This is a genomic window from Flavobacterium notoginsengisoli (assembly GCF_014207905.1).
Lineage (GTDB): Bacteria > Bacteroidota > Bacteroidia > Flavobacteriales > Flavobacteriaceae > Flavobacterium > Flavobacterium notoginsengisoli_A.
This window is the reverse complement of sequence record NZ_JACHLB010000005.1, coordinates 1-21,566: the sequence shown is the minus strand read 5'-3', so window position 1 is coordinate 21,566 and position 21,566 is coordinate 1. Positions and strand designations below refer to the sequence as shown.

22 protein-coding genes are annotated in these 21,566 nt (G+C 30.5%); 13 read left to right on the top strand and 9 right to left on the bottom strand.

Annotated elements, in window-relative coordinates:
• The first annotated feature begins 202 nt into the window (after positions 1-202).
• The 3 genes from HNP35_RS15200 to HNP35_RS15190 are packed head-to-tail and all read left to right on the top strand — an operon-like array spanning position 203 to position 2,704.
• On the top strand, positions 203-886 hold the full coding sequence (locus tag HNP35_RS15200; RefSeq protein ID WP_184163809.1) for a cell division ATP-binding protein FtsE: 684 nt from the start codon (positions 203-205) through the stop codon (positions 884-886).
• Positions 886-1,773, top strand: coding sequence for a glycosyltransferase family 2 protein (locus HNP35_RS15195; RefSeq protein WP_184163806.1), 888 nt, complete (start codon positions 886-888; stop codon positions 1,771-1,773). The genes HNP35_RS15200 and HNP35_RS15195 overlap by 1 nt, the downstream gene beginning before the upstream one ends.
• 1 nt (position 1,774) lies before the next feature.
• On the top strand, positions 1,775-2,704 hold the full coding sequence (locus HNP35_RS15190) for a glycosyltransferase family 2 protein (protein WP_184163803.1): 930 nt from the start codon (positions 1,775-1,777) through the stop codon (positions 2,702-2,704).
• On the opposite strand, the gene HNP35_RS15185 is transcribed toward HNP35_RS15190, so the two are convergent.
• Together HNP35_RS15185 and HNP35_RS15180 are read right to left on the bottom strand one after the other, a co-directional pair.
• Complete coding sequence (locus HNP35_RS15185; protein ID WP_184163800.1) at positions 2,666-3,121, bottom strand: sugar 3,4-ketoisomerase; 456 nt, start codon at positions 3,119-3,121, stop codon at positions 2,666-2,668. The two genes, HNP35_RS15190 and HNP35_RS15185, sit on opposite strands and share 39 nt — an antisense overlap.
• On the bottom strand, positions 3,091-4,173 hold the full coding sequence (locus HNP35_RS15180; protein ID WP_184163797.1) for a glycosyltransferase: 1,083 nt from the start codon (positions 4,171-4,173) through the stop codon (positions 3,091-3,093). Before HNP35_RS15180 ends, HNP35_RS15185 begins: the two co-directional genes overlap by 31 nt.
• Positions 4,174-4,217: 44 nt before the next feature.
• On the opposite strand from HNP35_RS15180, the gene HNP35_RS15175 reads away from it, so the two are divergent.
• A complete protein-coding gene (locus tag HNP35_RS15175; protein ID WP_184163794.1) occupies positions 4,218-5,354 on the top strand; it encodes a glycosyltransferase family protein in 1,137 nt (378 codons plus the stop codon).
• On the opposite strand, the gene HNP35_RS15170 is transcribed toward HNP35_RS15175, so the two are convergent.
• The 7 genes from HNP35_RS15170 to HNP35_RS15140 all read right to left on the bottom strand — a co-directional run bounded on the left by HNP35_RS15170 (position 5,351) and on the right by HNP35_RS15140 (position 11,824).
• The gene (locus HNP35_RS15170; protein ID WP_246453551.1) at positions 5,351-6,625 is read right to left on the bottom strand and encodes an O-antigen translocase; all 1,275 of its coding nucleotides are present in this window, start codon (positions 6,623-6,625) and stop codon (positions 5,351-5,353) included. The genes HNP35_RS15175 and HNP35_RS15170 overlap by 4 nt on opposite strands.
• Positions 6,626-7,768 carry a DegT/DnrJ/EryC1/StrS family aminotransferase gene (locus tag HNP35_RS15165; RefSeq protein WP_184164916.1) on the bottom strand — a complete coding sequence of 381 codons (1,143 nt, stop codon included), beginning with the start codon at positions 7,766-7,768 and terminating at the stop codon, positions 6,626-6,628.
• Between the two features lie 361 nt (positions 7,769-8,129).
• A complete protein-coding gene (locus HNP35_RS15160; protein WP_184163788.1) occupies positions 8,130-9,068 on the bottom strand; it encodes a FemAB family protein in 939 nt (312 codons plus the stop codon).
• Positions 9,069-9,075: 7 nt separating this feature from the next.
• The gene (locus HNP35_RS15155) at positions 9,076-9,678 is read right to left on the bottom strand and encodes a trimeric intracellular cation channel family protein (RefSeq protein WP_184163785.1); all 603 of its coding nucleotides are present in this window, start codon (positions 9,676-9,678) and stop codon (positions 9,076-9,078) included.
• 59 nt (positions 9,679-9,737) lie between these two features.
• The gene (locus HNP35_RS15150) at positions 9,738-10,157 is read right to left on the bottom strand and encodes a PH domain-containing protein (protein ID WP_184163782.1); all 420 of its coding nucleotides are present in this window, start codon (positions 10,155-10,157) and stop codon (positions 9,738-9,740) included.
• Positions 10,158-11,003 carry a hypothetical protein gene (locus HNP35_RS15145; RefSeq protein ID WP_184163779.1) on the bottom strand — a complete coding sequence of 282 codons (846 nt, stop codon included), beginning with the start codon at positions 11,001-11,003 and terminating at the stop codon, positions 10,158-10,160.
• Positions 11,004-11,080: 77 nt separating this feature from the next.
• Positions 11,081-11,824, bottom strand: coding sequence for an RDD family protein (locus HNP35_RS15140; protein WP_184163777.1), 744 nt, complete (start codon positions 11,822-11,824; stop codon positions 11,081-11,083).
• Positions 11,825-11,844: 20 nt separating this feature from the next.
• Here HNP35_RS15140 and HNP35_RS15135 point away from each other — a divergent pair, with 20 nt between their 5' ends.
• From HNP35_RS15135 to HNP35_RS15095, 9 genes are all read left to right on the top strand, one after another.
• The gene (locus HNP35_RS15135) at positions 11,845-12,825 is read left to right on the top strand and encodes a stage II sporulation protein M (protein ID WP_184163775.1); all 981 of its coding nucleotides are present in this window, start codon (positions 11,845-11,847) and stop codon (positions 12,823-12,825) included.
• A 9-nt stretch (positions 12,826-12,834) separates the two neighbouring features.
• Positions 12,835-13,608: a DUF4129 domain-containing protein gene (locus tag HNP35_RS15130; RefSeq protein ID WP_184163772.1), complete on the top strand. Its 774-nt coding sequence runs from the start codon at positions 12,835-12,837 to the stop codon at positions 13,606-13,608.
• Positions 13,601-14,803 carry a DUF4350 domain-containing protein gene (locus HNP35_RS15125; RefSeq protein ID WP_184163770.1) on the top strand — a complete coding sequence of 401 codons (1,203 nt, stop codon included), beginning with the start codon at positions 13,601-13,603 and terminating at the stop codon, positions 14,801-14,803. Before HNP35_RS15130 ends, HNP35_RS15125 begins: the two co-directional genes overlap by 8 nt.
• 26 nt (positions 14,804-14,829) lie before the next feature.
• Positions 14,830-15,843, top strand: coding sequence for an AAA family ATPase (locus tag HNP35_RS15120; RefSeq protein ID WP_184163767.1), 1,014 nt, complete (start codon positions 14,830-14,832; stop codon positions 15,841-15,843).
• Between the two features lie 78 nt (positions 15,844-15,921).
• Positions 15,922-17,253 (top strand): DUF58 domain-containing protein, encoded by a 1,332-nt coding sequence (locus HNP35_RS15115; protein WP_184163764.1) that lies wholly within the window; start codon positions 15,922-15,924, stop codon positions 17,251-17,253.
• Between the two features lie 52 nt (positions 17,254-17,305).
• Entirely contained in the window at positions 17,306-18,256 is a 951-nt protein-coding gene (locus HNP35_RS15110; protein WP_184163761.1) for a hypothetical protein, read from the top strand.
• A 116-nt stretch (positions 18,257-18,372) separates the two neighbouring features.
• A complete protein-coding gene (locus HNP35_RS15105; RefSeq protein WP_184163759.1) occupies positions 18,373-19,470 on the top strand; it encodes a phosphoglyceromutase in 1,098 nt (365 codons plus the stop codon).
• A 30-nt stretch (positions 19,471-19,500) separates the two neighbouring features.
• A complete protein-coding gene (locus HNP35_RS15100; protein WP_184163756.1) occupies positions 19,501-20,430 on the top strand; it encodes a DUF2167 domain-containing protein in 930 nt (309 codons plus the stop codon).
• A gap of 163 nt (positions 20,431-20,593) precedes the next feature.
• Entirely contained in the window at positions 20,594-21,382 is a 789-nt protein-coding gene (locus HNP35_RS15095; protein WP_184163753.1) for a TrmH family RNA methyltransferase, read from the top strand.
• Positions 21,383-21,566 lie beyond the last annotated feature (184 nt).

Here is a 21,566-nt window from a genome sequence, read left to right as displayed (position 1 = left end):
CGCTTTATAACGAAACGTTTCGCAGTTTTATTATGAACAAATTATGAAATAGCTGTGATTTTTCGGTTTAGTAAACTTCAATTTATTGGTTCTCAAACTTTCCAAAACATTTCGCCTTTTTAACTTTTTCGTAAGAAATGATTCAAATTTATTTTGAATACATACGTTATCTTATTACTTTTACCATTCAAATCAATTTATTATGTCACAAACCGTACTGTCTCTTAAAGAAGTAACTATATATCAAGAAGGAAGAAAAATTATATCTCATATTAATTTAGATGTTAATCATGGTGAATTTATTTACATCATCGGAAAAACTGGTTCTGGAAAAAGTAGTTTCTTAAAAACTTTATACGCTGATTTACCATTAGTTGAAGGAGAAGGACATATTGTTGAATTTGATTTAGCAACGATAAAAGAAAATGATATTCCGTTTTTAAGACGCAAAATCGGAATCGTTTTCCAAGATTTCAAATTACTTCCAGACCGTTCTATCAAAGACAATATGCTTTTTGTTTTAAGAGCTACTGGCTGGCACGAAAAAGATGCCATGCAACACAAAATTGATGAAGTTTTGGATAAAGTTGGCATGAAAGACTTCTTAAACAAAATGCCTCACCAGCTTTCTGGAGGAGAACAGCAACGTGTTGCCATTGCGAGAGCGCTTCTGAACGATCCAGAATTTATTTTAGCTGATGAACCTACAGGAAATCTTGATCCGCAGACAAGCTCTGAAGTTTTAGAAGTATTAAAAGCAATCAACGCTGCTGGTAAAACTATTATCATGGCAACGCATGATTATGCTTTGTTAATGAAATTCCCTTCTAAAACATTAAAATGTGAAGATGAAAGAATCTTCGAAGTTGTGCAAAAAAGCGTGTAATGCTTTCCATTTTAATTCCGGTTTATAATTATGCTGTTTTACCGCTTGTAAGCAAACTCCAAAAACAGTGCATTTCTTGCGGAATTAAATTTGAGATTCTTTGCTTCGATGATGCTTCTAATATTTTTATAAAAGAAAATCAAGAAATTAATCAGTTTTCAGGTTGTTCTATTGTTTCTCTAGAAAAGAATATTGGCAGAAGCGCTATAAGAAATTTATTGGCCAGAAAAGCAACTTTTGAAAATCTTCTCTTTTTAGATGCTGACACGATTCCTGTTCATGATGATTTTATTTCTAATTATGTTTCTGAAATAAAAAACAATCAAAAAGTAGTTTTTGGAGGTCTTTTGTATGAAAATAAAAAACCTGCAAAAGAAGTTCTTTTACGCTGGATTTATGGAAGAAATAGAGAAGCATTAAGTTTATCTGAGAGAAACAAAAAACCTTCAGATTTTGCTTTGGTTTCTAATTTATTAATCAAAAAAGAAATTGTAAATCGGTTCCCTTTTGATGAAACTATAACACAATACGGCTACGAAGATTTAGTTTTTTTTTCTGTTTTAAAGGAAAATCAAATTGGAATTAAACATATAGAAAATGCTGTTTTTCACTTAAATCTAGAGACTTCAACTGTATTTTTAAGCAAAACTAAAACAGCTTTAGAAAACTTGGCTTTTCTAAACGACACAAATAAAGTTTCTGTAAATGAAAGTAAAATTATCGCTTCATTTGAACTTTTGAAAACATCAAAACTGTTGGGTATTTTTCGCTTTATTTTTCGAAAAATAGAATCGAAAATTGAACGAAATTTAGTTTCAGAAACACCTTCGCTTTTCCTATTTGACATTTACAAATTAGGTTATTATAGTTTCTTAAAAAGAAAATAAAATGGCATTTTTTTCTATCATAATTCCGCTTTTCAACAAAGAAAATTTCATCCAAAATACGATACAAAGTATTTTAGATCAGACTTTTCAGGATTATGAAATTATTATTGTAAATGATGGTTCTACAGATAAAAGTGAAGAAAAAATATTGCAGTTTAAAGATTCTCGAATCTTTTATTTCAGCAAACAAAATGAAGGTGCTTCAACGGCCAGAAATTACGGAATTGAAAAAGCAAATTCCGATTTCATAACATTTCTTGATGCAGACGATTATTGGTATCCAACGTTTTTAGAAACGATGTTTGAGAATATTTCAAAAGTACCGAATCAGAAGGTTTTTTCTGCGGCCATTGAATTTGATACTTCAAAAAAAACAATTCCAGTCCAATATTCGATTTCAAAAACAAATGAAGAGTTTGAAATTGTAAATTATTTTAAAGCCAGTTTAAAAGAAACCGTTCTCTGCACTTCTTGTGCCGCTTTTCATAAATCTGTTTTTACCGAAGTTGGAAATTTTGACACAAAAATAAAAAGCGGACAAGACACCGATTTATGGATTAGAATTGGATTAATTTATCCCGTAGTTTTTTCTTGGAAAATCTTGGCACGTTATGTTTACGATTCAAAAAGTCTTTCTAAAAATGCTAAATTCATTAAAGAAAAAATGGATTTTTCGAAATTTGAAGAAGCTGAAAAAACAAATCCTGACCTGAAAAAATTTCTCGATTTAAATCGTTTTTCTCTTGCTATAAAAAGTAAATTAGCTGGAGAAAAAGTTCTTTTTAAAAAATATTACAATCCGATTGATTTGAAAAAATTAGGCTTTAAGAAAAGATTCTTACTGACTTTGCCTTCATCTTTATTACGTTTTTTAATTTCGCTTAAAACTTTTTTAGCCAATCTCGGAATTGGTTCCTCCGTTTTTAAATAATCTAAAGTTTTTGTATTCTCGAATATAATCTTCTTCGCTAAATTCATCCGAAGACAAAACCAGACAAACACTTCCCGAAGAAAAATTCTTAAGTTCACGCCAAATTCCTGAAACAATTAGTAAACCAACATTTGGTTTATTTAATGTTACTATTTTAATCGATTTTCCATCCTTTAAAACTACATCAAAACTACCGCTAAGTGGAATCAAAAATTCTTGCTGCTCAATATGCGCATGTCCTCCCCTTTTGCTTCCGCTAGGAACATCATATAAATAATAAACTCTCTTAGAAACAAACGGAATGATATCTCCTTCAATAACAGAAAGATTTCCTCTTCGATCCTGAATTTTAGGAATTTCAATTAATTGAACATCCGAAATGTTTGTCATTTTAGATTGTTTAGAAGATTTTTCCATTGGTTAGCAATCGTATTTAAAGTTAAATGTTCAACGCTTTTAGGAGCATTCTCTTTACAAAAATCATATAAATTGTCATCTTCTGCAAATCGACGGATTGCTTTTGATAATTCTTTTACATTATGATTTTCAACTAGCAATCCATTATATTCATTTTGAATAATTTCTTTTGGTCCGGAATTGCAATCAACTGCAAGAACTGGCGTTCCTAAAGCTAATGATTCCACAATTGACATCGGAAATCCTTCGTAATTGCTTGTTAAAATGGTAAATCTAGCTTCTCGCACTTTTGGGTATGGATTATTTTTAAAGGGAAAAATTTCAACGTAATGCTCTAGATTTAAACTCTTTATTTTTTGTTTAATAAAATTCAAATCATTCCCTTCGCCCATTAAATGAAGTTTATATCCTTCAAAAAAAACTTCAGATTGAGAAAAAGCTTCTAACAAAAGTGAAAAATTTTTCACTTTTTCGTCAAATCTTCCAAAAAACAAAATCACCTTTTTTGTTTCCGATTTTTTTTCAAACTCTTCATCAGCAATAAAATACGGATTGTAGATTGTTATGCAATTTTTCAAATCAAACAAAAGATTTAATTTTTCTTCAATTGCCTTTGATACGCAAATTAATGCCGAAACATTTTTATAGAGTATTTTGGACCAAAATTTTGAATCTGGAAAATAATTCTTAAAGTTATAACTATGAACAATATAGCAGATTTTTGAATTTCTATAAATAAATTTCGTTATTAATTCTCTCAGTAAAACGTTTCTCGTTCTGCTGTCAATTATTATTTCAATATTATTTTGAACCAAATAACGACGTAATAAAATACCTTTTTTGATTTTTCTATAGAAAGAAAACGAATTGGAACTTTCTTTTTCTAGATTGAATAACTGTCCTGTAAACGAATAATCTACGTCATCATTTACTATAATTGAATGAACTTCAAAATCAGAATCTTCTAACATAAAAGTCAGCAAAGCTGCAAAACGTTCTGCTCCTCCTTTTCCTAAAGAATTTGAAACAATAGCAACTTTCTTTTTATTCATGTTTTGACCGAAAAAGTAAATATATTTGTCAAATATACACATAAATGAAAGTTTTATTGGTAGGCGAATTCAGCCATTTGCACAATTCTTTAAAAGAAGGTCTAAAGGCTTTAGGACATGAAGTTTTTATCATTGGTCAGAACGACGGTTTTAAAAATTTTCCTGTTGATTTTCCTATTCAAAAAAAATGGGATTCGGGTTTATTGAAAAAAATCAAAATTGCAATCTTTAAAATTTCTGGTTTTGATATCAGTTCTTATTTAACATATCGTCAATTCGTAAAATTTAAAAAACAATGCTCAGACTTTGACATTGTACAGCTGATTAACGAAAATAGTTTTTACTGCACACCATATTTTGAAGAAAAGATTATTTCTTATTTATTGAAAAACAATCAAAAATTATTTTTGTTGAGTTGCGGCTACGATTATCTCAATGTGAAGTATTGCTTTGAAAATCTTGACTTTAAATCTGTTATTCCTTTATATCTTGATAAAAAAATTGATTCCAAATCTTTTGGAAATGTTTTGAAATTCCGCAAAAGAGGATTTTTCAAACTGCATCAATTTATTTATCAAAACTGTCGCGGCATTATTGCCTCAGATTTAGATTATGATCTTCCACTTCGAGGAAACGAGAAATATTTAGGATTGATTCCGAATCCAATTAATACTGAAAAACTACCTTTTTTACCGACACCAATTAAGGACAAAATTGTCATTTTTCATGGCATTAACAATGATAATTATTTAAAAAAAGGAAATGATTATTTTGAGAAAGCTTTGCAAATAATAGAGCAAAAATATGCTTCAAGAATCGAAATTATTACAGTTCGCAGTGTTCCTTATGCCGAATACATTAATTTGTACAACAGCTGTCATATTTTATTAGACCAAATTTATGCTTACGATCAAGGTTATAATGCGCTGGAAGCAATGGCAAAAGGGAAAGTAGTTTTTACAGGGGCCGAAACTGAATTTATTCAATATTATAATTTAGCTGAAAAAGTCTGTATAAATGCCATTCCAGATGTAGATTATTTGGTTAAAGAATTATCTTTTTTAATAGAAAATCCAGAAGAAATTAGCTTGATAGCAAAACGTGCGAGAGCCTTTATTGAAGAGCATCATAATCATATAAAAATTGCTCAAAATTATATCCAGAAATGGACTAAAAACTAAAACAGACTTTTTCTAAAATAAATGGAAAGAACTAGCAAATAAATAAAATTTTGAAAAGCGTAAGCTATCACAATGCCTTCAATCTGAAATATTTTTGTAATATATAAACTTGCAAAATACAATACAGAAAACGAAAATAATTCGGTAATTATAAAAGCGGCAGTTCTCTTTTTTGCAAAAAACTGAAGTCCTAAAATTAACGAGCAGACTTTGAAAACATCTCCTAAAAGCTGCCAGAAAAACAAATCGGTTACGGGTAGAAATTCTTGTGTAAAAAGCAACTTAACAACAAAAAATCTTCCAAAATAAAGGATTGTTAATCCTAAAATAAAAATAGGAAGAATGAATTTATAAAACTGCCAAACAACACTTTTTGCTTCCAAATCATCTTGAGCTTTTGATAATCTTGGCAGAAAATAAACACTTAAAATGGTGCTTACAAACAATAAATAATAAGACGAAATTCGTGTTATAGTTTCCCAATATCCGGCTTGTTCGACTCCTAAATTTTGAATAATATGGTTTCGAATTGCTAGAAAAACAAAAGGTCCAAAAACAGATGAAACCAAAGCCATCAAGGAATAAGACGAAAGATTTTTTACGACCTTAAAATCAAATAAACTGACTTTAATGAATTGAAGAAATTGAATTTCTTTTTGAACCAAATAAAGCGTGATTACAAACAACAAGGCGGGCGCAATTACTATCGCTAACAAAGCTCCGGTGGTTTTAAACTGTAAAATAAGAACTATAGAAGTCAATAAACCGATAATGTTACCAAAAATATTGATCCAAATTACTTTTTGAAATTTCCCTAAACCATTAATTACAGCAATCAAAAAAATGGAAAGTCCGTAAGTTGGTAAAACGAGAGCTAGAACTTTAAAAACGATGAGATATTCAGAGTTATTTCCAAAGATTTTTTCGTTCCAGAAAGACGCGGTAAAAAATAAAACCCCGCTTAAAAGGAGCGCAAGAAAAATTAAACTTATCAAAACGGTCGAAACTATTTTCTGAAGTTCATTTTTATTTTTCTCATTTTCTGCTGCGTATTTTACAATTCCGTTTTGAAAGCCTAAAGTTGAGATATTTTCTAATGAAGTTAAAAAGTTGCGAAGATTTCCAACCAACGCCATTCCGCTTGGACCAACAAAAACCGCCAATATTTTTGAAGTTATCAAACCAATTCCGATTTTTAAAACAACACTAAAACTGTTTAAAGAAGTAATCTTAAACAAGCTCGTTTGAATTATTTTTCTATAGAAATTCAATTAGTATTGATTTAAAATTTCGATAATAAAATCAACATCTTCTTCTGCTAAAACTGGACTTATCGGCAAACTTAAAACTTCTTCATGAATCTTTTCTGTTATTGGAAACGACAAATTATTCCAATCTGAAAAAGCCTTTTGTTTGTGTGGCGGAATCGGATAATGAATTACGGTCTGAACATTATTTTGAGCTAAATGTTCCTGTAATTGTTCTCTTTTTAAGGTTCTAATGACAAATAAATGAAAAACATGATTGTTTGAAAAATCCCAAAAAGGCAATTCTATTTTATCATTTTTAATCTCTGTAAGATAACGTTTTGCAATTTCTCTTCTTTTCTGATTATCAGAATCTAAATTAACTAATTTTAGGTTTAAAAATCCTGCTTGCAATTCGTCTAATCGAGAATTTACGCCAATATAATCATTAAGATATTTTTTCTCGGAACCATAATTGCGAAGTGACAAAATCACTTTTGCCAATTCTTCATCATTTGTTGTCACTGCTCCGCCATCTCCTAAACAGCCCAAATTTTTACCAGGATAAAAGCTGTAAGCACTTGCAGATTTTAGATTGTAGACTTTAGATTGCAGATTATTTTCAAATTGGAATTTGGAATTTTGGTTTTGAGATTTATCTATTTTAGCCCCATGAGATTGTGCACAGTCTTCTACAACAATCAAATTATGGTTTTGCGCGATCTCATTTATTTTATCCATTTCGGCCAATTTTCCGTATAAATGAACAGCTAAAATAGCCTTAGTTTTTGAAGTAATTTTTTCCTGAATTAAATCAGGATTTATGTTATAAGTTTCTAATCTTGGTTCGACCAAAACTGGAACCAAATCGGCTTGCAGAACGGCTAAAATACTTGCAATGTAAGTATTTGCAGGAACTATTACTTCGTCTCCTTTTTGCAATATTCCGAGTTCGATATAACCTTTAAAAATCAAAACCAAAGCATCAAAACCATTTCCGACTCCAATACAGTATTTTGTCTTAGAATATTCGGCGAAAGCTTTTTCAAATGTTTCCACTTCTTTTCCTAAAATATACCAGCCGTTATGCAAAACCGATTTCAGTTTTTCCTGAAAAGCATTTTCATAAGGTTCGTTAATTTTTTTTAGGTCTAGAAATGGTATTATCATTGTTTTTTGTTTCATTTTTTTAACGACATAAATGTATTGAACATTTCGTTAATTATCACACGTCCCTACGGGACGTAATTTAACATGCCTATAAATTTTTTCTACGGCGAAATGTTCCTACTGAACAATAGGCAAGCATAAACAATTATTTCATTTTTAAATTTCATTCTGTAGAAACGTTTCGTCGACAAAACACTAACAAAATGTTCCTACGGAACAATATCTACGCTTAGACAATTATCTCATTTCTAAAATTTCGTTCCGTAGGAACATATCGTCGGTAGACCTAAATGGAATTGTGAGTTCACGTTCCATAGGAACGTTTGACATTTATATAGACAGCAAATAATTTTTATTATTATAAATCCAATTTATAAAAATCCTGACTGTAAACAGAACAACCTAATTCTTCTTTTTGTTTCAAAAGTCCAGCATTATAATCTTCAAAATCAGAATTAACAATTCCCATATCAAAAAAATGCTTTCCTTTTCTTTTGTATTTATGAATTAGATTAACGAATAAAAAATCTAAGGCTCTGAATTCTTCTCCAATTTTAGAAGTTGCACCATATTGCGATTTGATTACATTTTTGGTTTCAAAAATTGTAATTCCTGCAATAATCTCATCATTTCTGTAGGCAGAATATTGTTTTATGTTTTGAGGAAATTTAGATTTTAAAAATGCTATTTCTTCTTTAGAATGCACTGGTTTGGCATCAAATTTTTCTAATAATCTTGGTGCTAAGACTTTTTCCCAAAAAGGATCAAAATTTTCTTCTTCTACAATATCCAAATCTAGATTTTCGATCCTTCTAAAATGCTTCATTTTGCTTTTAGAAATCTTTAAAGGTATAGTTAAATTAACGGCTAAATTCATTTCTTTTCTTTCTAAAACAGCATCTCGTTTTAGAAGAAAAAAATCCGTTGTCGCATTTCCTTCCAAAAAATAAAAATTGGGAATTGGCTTATAATAAAAGGTTTCAATTTGATTTTGTTTCAAAAAAAGTAAAATTTCATCTAGAATTAATTCTACTTTTTCTGTTTTCATTTTAGATAAAAACACAAGACCTCCATAAGTCAAACCTTGATGAGAATAAACCGAATTCTCTCTTTTATTAGCTGGAAGAATCGCTTTCAATTTATCTTCTTCGAAAATCAAAAGAGAAAAATCTTCAAAACGATCTTTATGATATTCCATAAAATCTCGATGAAACAAAAAAGTAGCATTTTTGGATTGGGCGACAAAATCGTTCCATTTTAAATAATCTTCTTTTTGGTATTTCTTAATGGTATACATTTATTGCTTATTTATGATCAAATGCCTTTAAATGCCATTTATATTTAACTGCCATTAATCTAATTACAATAATAATTAAAGAAGTGACTAAATATAAAATATCATCGTCTAAATTTAAACGTCTTAAACCAAAAAATACAATTCCGCCGAAAATACAAATGGTAGCATAAATTTCTTCTCTAAAAACATTCGGAATCTCATTGCATAAAATATCGCGAATTACTCCACCAAAACAAGCAGTCATTGTTCCTAAAGCAATGCAAATTGCAGGATGAAGTCCAGTTAAAATTCCTCTTTCAAGACCTATTAAAGTAAAAACTCCAAGTCCGATAGTATCAAATAAGAACAATGAAGTTCGAAGTTTATCAAAGCTTTTTCTAAAAATAATGGCTAGAAAAAAACCTAAAATAATTACGTAGACATATTGCATATCGCGCATCCAGCCAACAGGCGTTCTTCCGATAAGAACATCACGAAGCGTTCCTCCTCCAACTGCAGTCACAAAAGCAATGATAAAAACCCCAAACGGATCTAGTTTTTTATGCATTGCAGTTAAAGCGCCCGACATAGCAAAAGCCATTGTCCCAATAATATCTAGTAAATGAAACATTTTCTTTTTAAGTTACAAAGATGCAAAGTTACAAAGGTGCAGAGATTTTAGTATTCTTCCTATTTTTTTAATACTATTTCTACTTCAGGATTTATTTTTTTTATAGCATCTATAAAACCTTTTTTATCTTTTGGAGAAATCATTACGGAGTTGTTTTTATTGTCTAAAATTTTCAAACGATCAAAAGAAAAGGCTGGCGCACTCATTACATTGTTTGTTTCTGAAATTTTTGCAATACTCGAAATATCAAAAGAAGTATGAACAAGGAAACTGCTTTTTATCAATAATTTGTTCCCTTTTATGGTATAAAATGTTGAAGAAAATAAGTGTACAATAAAAGCAATTTGCAAAATAAGGATTGTACTTGCATTCCAATTGTTCTCAATAAGAAGTTTAACAAGTGTGCCGCCAAGTATTACACTTAAAAAAAGTATGATGGATAAATCTATCTTAGTTCTGTATTTATGATCGACAATCATTTATTTCTTAGTGTAAATTGGACTTCTTTTCAATAAATAAGATACCGATTCCATCCAACTGTCTTTTACTGCTAAAAATGGCTTACGAGTTTGCGAATAGATTTTGTCTTTGTTTTTATACATATCAAAATAAACCGTGTAATAATAGTAACTCTGATTATTTGCTGTTGTGGTCGAAACATCATTTGTGGTTACTTTTTTATTATTATCGCTCACTTTTGCATTTCCACTATTATAAGTCGTTGCAGTTGAGTTAATTGTTATATTGTAAGAAACTTTTACGGCAACAATATTATCAACGCCCAAGATTTTTTCAAGATCTTCAATTGGTGTTTCATCAATATTTTTATAATCAATTCCTGCTTTGTGAAGCAAACTATTGGTAGTTCTTAAATCTTGAACAGTCAAAGGAAGTATATTTGAGGATTTATCTAACAATTTGTTATACAAATCGTTTTGAGCGAATTTTGCCATATCCTCAGAAGATTCTTGATTATCCGAATCGATGTAAGGAACCGGAAGTACAGCAATAGTATTAGGTTTAATTTCTTGCGCACTTATGCTTTGATTTGAGGCTTGAACATTATTATTTTGAGAAACATCAAAAGTTTGAGATCTTCCGCTTGCAAAATCAATTCTGGCAATTTTAGAAACATCAATTGAAATTTGAAGTGTTTCTCCTGGAAGTGAATATTCTACAGTAGTATCAGACATTTTTGAAATCGTACATTCAATAATCTGATAATCTCTTTTTATAATTTTATCCAATTTTTTTCCGCCTTGAGCGAAATTAAAAAGAGTAGTAAAAATCATTAATACGGTAAACAAAGCTTTTGAAGTTCTCATGTTTCAATTTTTAAATTAACTTACTAATTTATAATCTGTTAAATATAAAAAATTATCTTCAAAAACTAAAAAAAAGCTTACATATGCTGCGTATAGAAATTATAGTCTTTTAAAATAGTTCGAATAAAATCGCTATTGTTTCCTGACTGGTTTTTAATTCCTGTAAAACTTTCAATTTTGGCAACTAATTTATAGATAATTTCATGATCGTGTTTGGCTTCAGCTTTTTGAAAAGTCTCTTTGATAATACGCATATCATTATCTGAAAGCTTAATAACCAAAGGATAAGTCGGAACATAAGCATCGTCTATTTCTTCTAAAATAGTATGACTGATATTAATTTTGTTTTTCAATGTTATTACAGCAGTTCCCGCTGCCATATCGCCTAAACGCTGCGCTTTTTCACTAGTGATAACAGCGATTATTCCAGGAAGCCCAAAAAGACTGAAAAAATCTATAACTCTAAAAAACCACCTTACAAGGTAATCTCCAAAACCTGCCTGATAGCCATCAATTTTTACTACTTTAATTTTCACTACTTTTTTTCCTAATGACTGCCCTTCAAAGACACTTTCGAGAACCAGAGAATATAGAATTATAGGCGAATACAGAATTACCAAAATAGCGCCTCTAGACCATTGATCTATGCCGCTCATCAATTCTCCAAGATTCAACCAGCTGAAAAGAACTATCGAAAGCACCGTTGCATAAGAAATCATAATGAACAAATCTAGAAAGAATGCGCCCAATCGCTCACCCACAGAAGCAGCGATAAAATTTATTTTGACATTTTGTGTCGTATTAATAGATAATTCTGACATATTTTATATTTTAGCCAACAATGAGAGAAATTGCTTTTATAAAACAAAACAAAGAAAAATGGCTAGAATTTGAGCTAGCAATTTTTGGTAAAGCTAAAAAAAATCCTGATGAATTAGCTAATTTGTACATTCAAATGATGAATGACTTATCGTATGCCCAAACTTATTACCCTAAAAGTAAAACAGTTGTTTATCTAAATCATCTTGCTTCTCAGATTTATCAGAAAATTTACAAAACCAAACGCACAGATAAGAATCAATTTATTGAATTTTTTAAAACTGAAGTTCCTTTATTAGTTTTCGAATACAAAAGGTATTTATTATACGCTTTTTCTTTATTCTTTATTATTGTTGCAATTGGCGTTCTTTCTGCCCGCTACGATCAGGATTTTGTTAGATTGATTATGGGCGATGAGTATGTAAATATGTCATTAGCTAATATTAGAAAAGGTAACCCGATGGCTGTTTATGGTTCGGGCAGTAATTGGGGAAGCTTTATCGGAATTACAACAAATAATCTATTTGTTGGTGCTAAATGTTATTTCTATGGCATTTTTGCTGGACTTGGCACTTTTTATATTTTTTTGCAAAACTGTATTATGTTGGGTTCTTTTCAATACTTTTTTTACGAACATGGCGTATTTTGGAAAAGTGTAAGAGGCATCTGGATTCACGGTTCGATGGAAATATTTACTATCGTGATTGAAACCGCAACTGGATTTATTTTGGGAGCTTCCATTCTTTTTCCGAAAACTTTTTCTCGAATGAATTCTTTCAAAATCGGATTTAAAAACAGTTTTAAAATATTCTTAAGTACTTTTCCTTTTACCATAAGTGCAGGTTTTTTAGAAGGTTTTATTACAAGATATTCTATCGATATGCCTACTTGGTTAAGTATTTTTATCATTTTGTTTACCTTAAGTTTAATTTCATTTTATTACTTGATTTATCCTTTTATTGTGCACAAAAAAATGCGTTTCTTAACAGCCAAAAATCTATAAGACCAAGTAATGACAAGATTCTTTTTTATTTTATCTTTTCTTTTTTGCTGCGTCATTTCGACAGCTCAAGATAGCACGGCTGTATACCAAGAGCCTCCAAAAGTTTCTGGAATAAAGTTTTCTGAAAAGGATATCCAAATTGATGCTACTGAAATAAAATCAAAACATTTTGATCCAAACTTTAAGAAAAAATATACCGATTCAGAATTTATTTATGAATATAAAACACCAGAAAAAAACTGGTGGGATCTTTTTACAGAATGGCTTGCCAAATTATTTGCAAATCTATTCCGCTTTGAAAGTCCGCAAACTTCATTAAATTTTGTCGTGATTTTATTCAGGATTATTGCCATTCTGGTAATTATAATTGTTGTTTATTTCATCGCAAAAAACATCTCCAATCAAGAAGGGCGCTGGATTTTCGGCAAATCGGATAAAAAAACATTGTTTTACTCTGATGCCGAAAAAAATATTCATCTTTTAGATTTCGAAAAACTAATTAAGGAAAGTATTGAAAGTGGCGAAAAAAGAGCAGCAATTCGATACTATTATCTTTGGCTTTTAAAAGTTATGGCGCAACACCATTTTATAGAATGGGATATCGAAAAAACAAACTCAGATTATTTATACGAATTAAAACAAACAGCTCATAAAGAAGAGTTCACCTACCTTTCCTATTTATATAATTATATCTGGTACGGAGAATTTGAAATCGATGACATTCGATTTATCAACACAGAAAATAGATTTAAACAAGCTTTAAAAACATTTGGTAATGGATAGAAATATTAAAATATACATTGCGCTTTTGGTTTTAATTTTTGGTTTAATTCTATTAGCAGATAAAGGACAGCCAAAACCAATTGACTGGACTCCAACGTATTCTGTGAATGATAAAATTCCGTTTGGTCTGTATGTATTTGATCAAGAAGCGAAATCCTTTTTTAAGAATCAGAAAATAAAGCGAATTGCTACCGAAACTCCTTACGAGTATCTAGATTCACAATATGACGATTCGGAAGGCGTAGAAAATTATAAAGTAAAAGGAAATTTCATCAATATTTCTGAAGTGAATAATATTGATGATCAATCGATGAAAGAGATTTTATATTTTGTTTCACACGGAAATAATGCTTTTTTGAGCATGAAAGAATTTCCAACTCTATTACTTGATTCATTAAAAATTCAAATACAGACCGATTTTCCACCGGCAGATAGTGTCGTAACATGGTTGGCAAATAAAAAAATAAACACTAGAAAATATACTTTAAACTCTGGCTTAAACGATTATTTTTCAAAAATTGACACCTTAAATACGACCGTTTTAGGATATCAGAACAACAAACATAATAAACAGATAAACTTTATTGAAGTTCCATATAAAAACGGATATGTTTATTTACACACACAACCAGTAGCTTTTACTAATTATACTTTGCTAAAAAAAGAGCAATATCAATACACAGAAAACATATTGTCGTATTTTTCAGAAGGAGACATAATTTGGTACACTAAAGGCCCTAAGGATGAGCGAATTTCTGGCTCACCACTACGCTACATAATGAGTCAGCCTCCATTAAAATCTGCATGGTTTTTAGGTTTGTTTGGAATTTTAATTTTTATGATTTTTAATGCAAAACGTAAACAGCGTATTGTACCCATTATTAAACCCTTAGAAAATTTAACTGTCGATTTTACCAAAACAATCGGAAATTTATATTATCAAGAAGGTGATCATACTAATATCATTGACAAAAAAATTATTTATTTCTTAGAAAAAATAAGAACCGATTTTTTAATTGATACCACAAAACTAGATGATGATTTTATAAAAAAACTACATTATAAAACCGGAAAGGACGAAAAAGACATTCAAGAACTTGTTACTCTAATTAACAATCATAGAAATAGTTATCACGGAAGTCTTGAAGAGGATTTGCTTCGAATAAACAATGCAATTGAAAAAATTCTACATTAAATTTTAAAAAGAAAATAGACCAAATTATGGACGATATTAATACTAATGCAAACGAAATCACTAACGAAAATGTGAATTTTGAAACCCGAATTAATTTAGGGCCTCTTTTAGATCATGTGAACACGATTAAAAAAGAGATCGAAAGCGTAATTGTAGGTCAGCACAAAATGGTTGATCAACTTTTAGTTGCAATTTTATCAAATGGACATGTTCTTTTAGAAGGTGTTCCTGGAGTAGCTAAAACAATTACTGCCAAATTATTATCTAAAACCTTAAATATAGGTTTCAGCAGAATACAGTTTACGCCAGATTTAATGCCGTCTGATATCCTAGGAACTTCTATCTATAATTTGAAAAGTTCAGAATTTGAATTTAAAAAAGGCCCTATTTTCTCTAATTTGATTTTAATTGATGAAATCAATCGTGCTCCTGCAAAAACTCAAGCGGCACTTTTTGAAGTTATGGAAGAACGTCAAATTACAATTGATGGATCTGCATATCAATTGGATGCACCTTTTTTGGTAATTGCCACTCAAAATCCAATTGAACAAGAAGGGACTTACCGTTTGCCAGAAGCCCAATTAGACCGTTTTCTTTGCAAAATTAGCATTGATTATCCGAAACTTAATGAAGAAATTTTAATTATTCAGAGAGAACATTCTTTGCAAAATCACGATAAATTAGAGGCTATACAAACCATTCTTTCTGCTGAAGAAATCAGGCAATATCAAGCTTTAGTAAAACAAATTAGGGTTGAACAAAATCTATTAGAATATATAGCGAGAATTGTAGTGAACACACGCGAAAATGCCTTTTTATACTTAGGTGCCTCTCCTCGTGCTTCAATTGCTATTTTAAACGCTGCCAAAGGTTTTGCAGCAATTCGAGGACGTGATTTTGTTACGCCAGAAGACATTAAAGAAGCTGCAATTCCTGTCTTGCAACACCGTGTTATTGTAACTCCAGAACGAGAAATGGAAGGAATTACAAGTTCAGAAATCATTAAGCAGATTATTGAAGCAGTTGAGATTCCTAGATAGTTTGCAGTCTCAGTCTCAGTTTACAGTTATACTGAGACTGAAAACTGAGACTGAAAACCGAGACTAAAAACTAAAAAGATGAAATTCATAAAAAGTCTATATCTAAATAATTTCTTTTTCTATGTGCTCTTGGGCATTATAGGACTTTTTGTCTGCGCTTTTATTTTTCCAAATATGTACAATGCAGTTTGGCTTTTGGTATTAGGATTAGCAACTTTTCTTGCAATTGATATTTTGCTTTTATACTTAGTTAGAACGGGACTTGAAGCAGAAAGGATTACACCTGAAAAACTATCGAATGGGGATTTAAATACGATTAAAATTAATTTAAGAAATCATTATAATTTTCCTATTTTGATTAAAATTATTGATGAAATTCCGTTTCAGTTTCAAGTTCGTGATTTTAAGATTTTAAAAACAGTAAATGCAGCGACACAAAAAGAAATTAGCTACGAGCTTCGCCCAACAGAACGAGGGGAATATCTTTTTGGTGCTTTAAATATTTATGTTTCTTCGCCTTTAAAGCTGATTTCGAGAAGATTTATTTTTGACAAAAATCAGATGGTTCCAACATATCCATCATATATTCAGTTAAGAAAATATGACTTAATTGCTTTTTCAAATAATCTTTTTCAATACGGAATCAAGAAAATACGTAGAATTGGACATACAATGGAATTTGAACAGATTAAAGAATATGTTCAAGGCGATGATTTAAGAACGCTGAACTGGAAAGCTACCGCTAAGAAAAATTCTTTAATGGTAAATCAGTTTCAGGACGAAAAATCACAATCTGTTTATATGGCAATAGATAAAGGACGCGTGATGCAAATGCCTTTTGATGGATTAGCTTTATTGGATTATGCCATAAATTCGGCATTGGTTTTATCGAATGTCATTCTCAAAAAACAAGATAAAGCGGGACTTTTTTCTTTTTCTAAAAAAGTAGAAAACAGAGTTTTTGCAGAAAGAAGAGGATCGCAAATGCAGAAAATCCTAGAAACTTTATACAACATCAAAACTGATTTTTTTGAAAGTGATTATAGCAGACTTTATGTTGACATTAAAAAAAATATCAACCAAAGAAGTTTAATAATTCTGTATACCAATTTTGAAACAATGGACGGCTTAAATAGACAATTACCTTATTTAAAAGGAATTGCGAAAAGTCATTTGTTAGTTGTCGTTTTCTTCAGCAATACCGAATTGAACAGCATTATCAATAAAAAAACAAATACAATTCAGGAAGTTTATGATAAAGTAATCGCAGAGAAATTCATGTTTGAAAAGCGATTAATTGTAAACGAGCTAAAAAAATATGGAATCCATTCCGTTTTAACGCAACCCGAAAATCTGACTTTAGATGCTATTAATAAATACTTAGAAATTAAGTCTAGAGGAATTTTATAAAGGTTTCTATAAAGGTGTAACGAAATAAAAATAGTTAATTAAAAAACTTTAAATGAAAAAAACACTACTATTCGCATTCGCTTTTTTTAGTTTCCTATCTCATGCTCAAGAAATTGAGAAAATAACTATTCCAAAAGGGGTGGTTTATAATTATACCAGCGTTAAAACTCTTGAAAAAGCTAAAAAGTTACTTGCCGATAACTTATCAAATAAACCTGATTATAAAATTGTACAAGATCATCTTATAATTGGACCTGCATTATGGAAAAGATATAAGGATAACGAAAGCCTTAAAAAAATAGAGGGCCGAAAAATAGAATTTCATGTAGATAATTTGATATTAGAAGGAAAAACAAGTCAGAATCTTGACGAATCTAAAATTATTTGGGATGAGTTTAAAAATGAAGTCGCAAACGATTATAAAATAAGAAAAGCAACTCCAGAAGAATTAAACTATTATTGGTCTGTGATTTCTTTTGATATTGAAGAACCTTTGCTTATTGTGGAGACAAAAGAACATAACTATATTTTAAATCTTCTAAACAAAAATCTAAAATTATTGTGGCTTGATGAAGCACCACGATCTGGAACTGTTCATAATCTTACTAATTCGCCAGTAGTTATGTATCAAAATGGCGAAGTTATCGACACGCTATCAAAAGGAATAAAAGAAACCAAACTTGAAAAACTAATTCTTTTAAATTCTGATCAGGAGATAGTTGAAAATAGTTCTGAAGAAGATATCAATTTGATTATTGAAAAGACAAGTAAAATCTTTGAACAATTATTTAAAGACTCTCAGAAATCAGGAAAAATATTGGTGGAGATTGAACTAAAAAAGAAGAAGAACGAAATTCATTATGCCGTTAAAGATGATTTAGATTTGGATATTATGAAAGTATTTGAACAGAAGATCAATGCTGAAGTTTATCCAAATTCAAGAAAAAATCCTATCAAACTACAGCTCATTTTTAAAGTTAATTCTTTTAATGACACAGAATAAAAACACTCCTTTTTTTCTTTTATTAATTTATAGTTACATTACGTTATCCCGTAAAAATTGCTTGAATAAATTAAGTAGATTTGAAATCTAATTCATGTAATTTCAAACTAATAGAGATGAAAAAAACGGTTGTACTTCTCTTCATTTTATTGTGCTGTAAATCTTTAGCTCAAAAAACAGAAAACATCATTATTATTACTACAGATGGTTTTAGATGGCAAGAAGTTTTTAAAGGAATTGATCCAGCAATTGCCAACGACAAAAAATTCAATCAAGGAGACAGCGCGTATATTTACAAGAAATATGGCGATGTCGATATCAAAGAAGCACGAAAAAAACTCATGCCTTTTTTCTGGTCTGAAATCGCTTCAAAAGGTCAAATTTACGGCAATAGAGATTTAGGAAATAAAGTTGATGTAGCGAATCCGTATTGGTTTAGTTATCCTGGATATAGCGAAATTATGACAGGAAATGTTGACTTAAAAGTCAATTCAAATGGTTATAAAGCCAATCCGAACGTCAATGTTTTAGAATTTCTAAACCAGCAATCTAAATTTAAAGGGAAAGTAGCCGCTTTTGGCGCTTGGGATGCATTCGATAGAATTTTAAATGAAGAAAGAAGCGGTTTTCCAGTCATTTCTGCTTTTGATAAAGTTGGCGGAAATAAACCAACAGCCACACAAAAGTTATTGAACGAAATGCGTGATAATTCATTTAAACCTTTTCACGAAGATGAATGTTTAGATGTATTTACACACTATCAAGCGTTAGACGAACTTAAAACCAAAAAGCCAAAAATATTATATATCGCCTACGGAGAAACAGACGAGTGGGCGCATCATGGCGATTACAGATCTTATCTAGATGCTGCCAATCAAGTAGACAAATGGATTCAAGAAATCTGGAATTTCATTCAAAATGATCCTCAATACAAAAACAAAACCACTTTATTTATCACAGTAGATCATGGACGTGGCGACAAAGTAAAAGCACAATGGACTGATCATGGTGCTGATGTTCCAGGCGCATCTCAAATTTGGTTTGCTGCAATGGGCCCAGAAATTGCTCCAAAAGGAGAAATCAAAACAGAAGCTCAATTCTATCAAAAACAATTTGCTCAAACATTGGCAAAATTATTAGGATATGATTTTAAAACATCTCATCCTGTTGAAAAAGAAATTTCGGAATTATTTCAAAGTAACCAAAAACCCTAAATAATTAACCAATTTAAAACCAGTCCCAAAATGAAAAAAACACTATTTTTTCTTTTTTTATCGTTGATTTCGGTTGCTAAAATCAGCGCGCAAAAACCCGATACGCTAAATGCTTATTTTGACAAGATTGAAAAATCTTTTAATTATGAATCTGGAAAAATCAGCCTTCCTGAAGGTGATGGTACTTTAAATGTTCCTAAAGGCTTTAAGTTTTTAAATGCTGAACAAACTCAAAATGTCTTGAGCAATTTATGGGGAAATCCAGAAGACAAAACGGTTCTTGGCTCATTAGTTCCAGACGGAAAAGGTGTAACACACAATAATAGCTGGATGTTTGTAATTAGCTATCAAGGAGATGGATACGTAAAAGATGATGATGCAGATGACATTGATTACGACGATCTTCTAAAAACAATGAAAGAAGATGTTGCAGCTGCAAATGAAGAAAGAAAAAAAGGTGGTTACCCTGAAGTTCAATTGATTGGATGGGCATCTAAACCATACTATGACAACACTCTAAAAGTATTGCATTGGGCAAAAGAACTAGAGTTCGGACAAGATAAAAACCATACATTAAATTACGATTTAAGAGTTTTAGGAAGAAAAGGAATGTACAATATTTCTGCCGTAGCTGGTATTGATCAGCTGGAAGAAGTAAAAGCAAGTATTCCAGGAATTATTAAAAGTGTTGAATTTAACGATGGAAATAAATACCTAGATTTTGACGCTGATACTGACACAGTTGCCGCTTGGACAATTGGTGGTCTTGTTGCTGGAAAAGTTCTAGCAAAAGTTGGATTCTTTGCCATCTTAGCCAAATTTGCAAAATTCATCGTAATCGGAATTGTAGCTGCTTTTGCCGCAATAAAGAAATTCCTTTTTGGAAACAAAGACCAAGTAGTTACAAAACCTGCTGAAGAAACCGCTCTTTTAGAGGAAAACAATTCTACTGAAGAATAAAAGTTTATTAGCCACGAATTCACGAATTTATACGAATTCTTTTTTGTCTTGCTACGATGAGAAATTAGTGCAAATTCGTGAAATTCGTGGCTGTTTAAAAACCTTGCAGTAAGAAAAAAAACTCAGTACCTTAGCGCCTTAGAATCTTAGTCGCTTAAAAAAAATGAAACAAATTACTTCAGTTCAAAATCCGTATATAAAATCTTTGGTTTTACTTCAAGAAAAAGCCAAAGCCAGAAAACAAACCGGAACATTTTTAATTGAAGGACAACGCGAAATTTCATTAGCTATAAAAGGCGGTTACGAAATAGAAACGGTTTTATTTTTACCTGAATTAGTGACTGAAAATGAAATCAATAAACTAATTCAGAAATCATTTCAACTCATTGAAATAAATAAAGAAGTTTATCAAAAACTAGCTTATCGCGATACTACAGAAGGTATTTTAGCTGTAGCCAAAACCAAATCTTTACAATTATCAGATTTAAAATTATCTGACAATCCTCTAATTCTGGTAGTCGAATCTTTAGAAAAACCAGGAAACATTGGCGCTGTTTTAAGAACTGCCGATGCTGCTAATTTAGATGCTGTTTTAATTGCCAATCCGAAAAGCGATTTATATAATCCGAATATTGTGCGTTCTAGTGTTGGCTGTCTTTTTACCAACCAAATCGCAACAGGAACATCAGAAGAAATTATTGCTTTTTTGAAAGAAAAAAGGATTAATTTCTACAGTGCTACTTTGCAGAATTCAACTTCTTATCATACCCAAGACTTCACTACTCCTACCGCTCTAGTTGTAGGTACAGAAGCTACAGGTTTAACGCAGCAATGGCGTGACGAAGCAACTCAAAATATTATTATCCCAATGCAGGGCGAAATTGACAGCATGAATGTTTCTGTCGCTGCAGCTATCTTGATTTTTGAAGCTAAAAGACAGAGAGGGTTTTGATTTTAGATTTTAGATTTTAGATTTTAGATTTTAGATTTTAGATTTTAGATTTTAGATTTTAGATTTTAGATTTTAGATTTTAGATTTTAGATTTTAGATTTTAGATTTTAGATTTTAGATTTTAGATTTTAGATTTTAGATTTTAGATTTTAGATTTTAGATTTTAGATTTTAGATTTTAGATT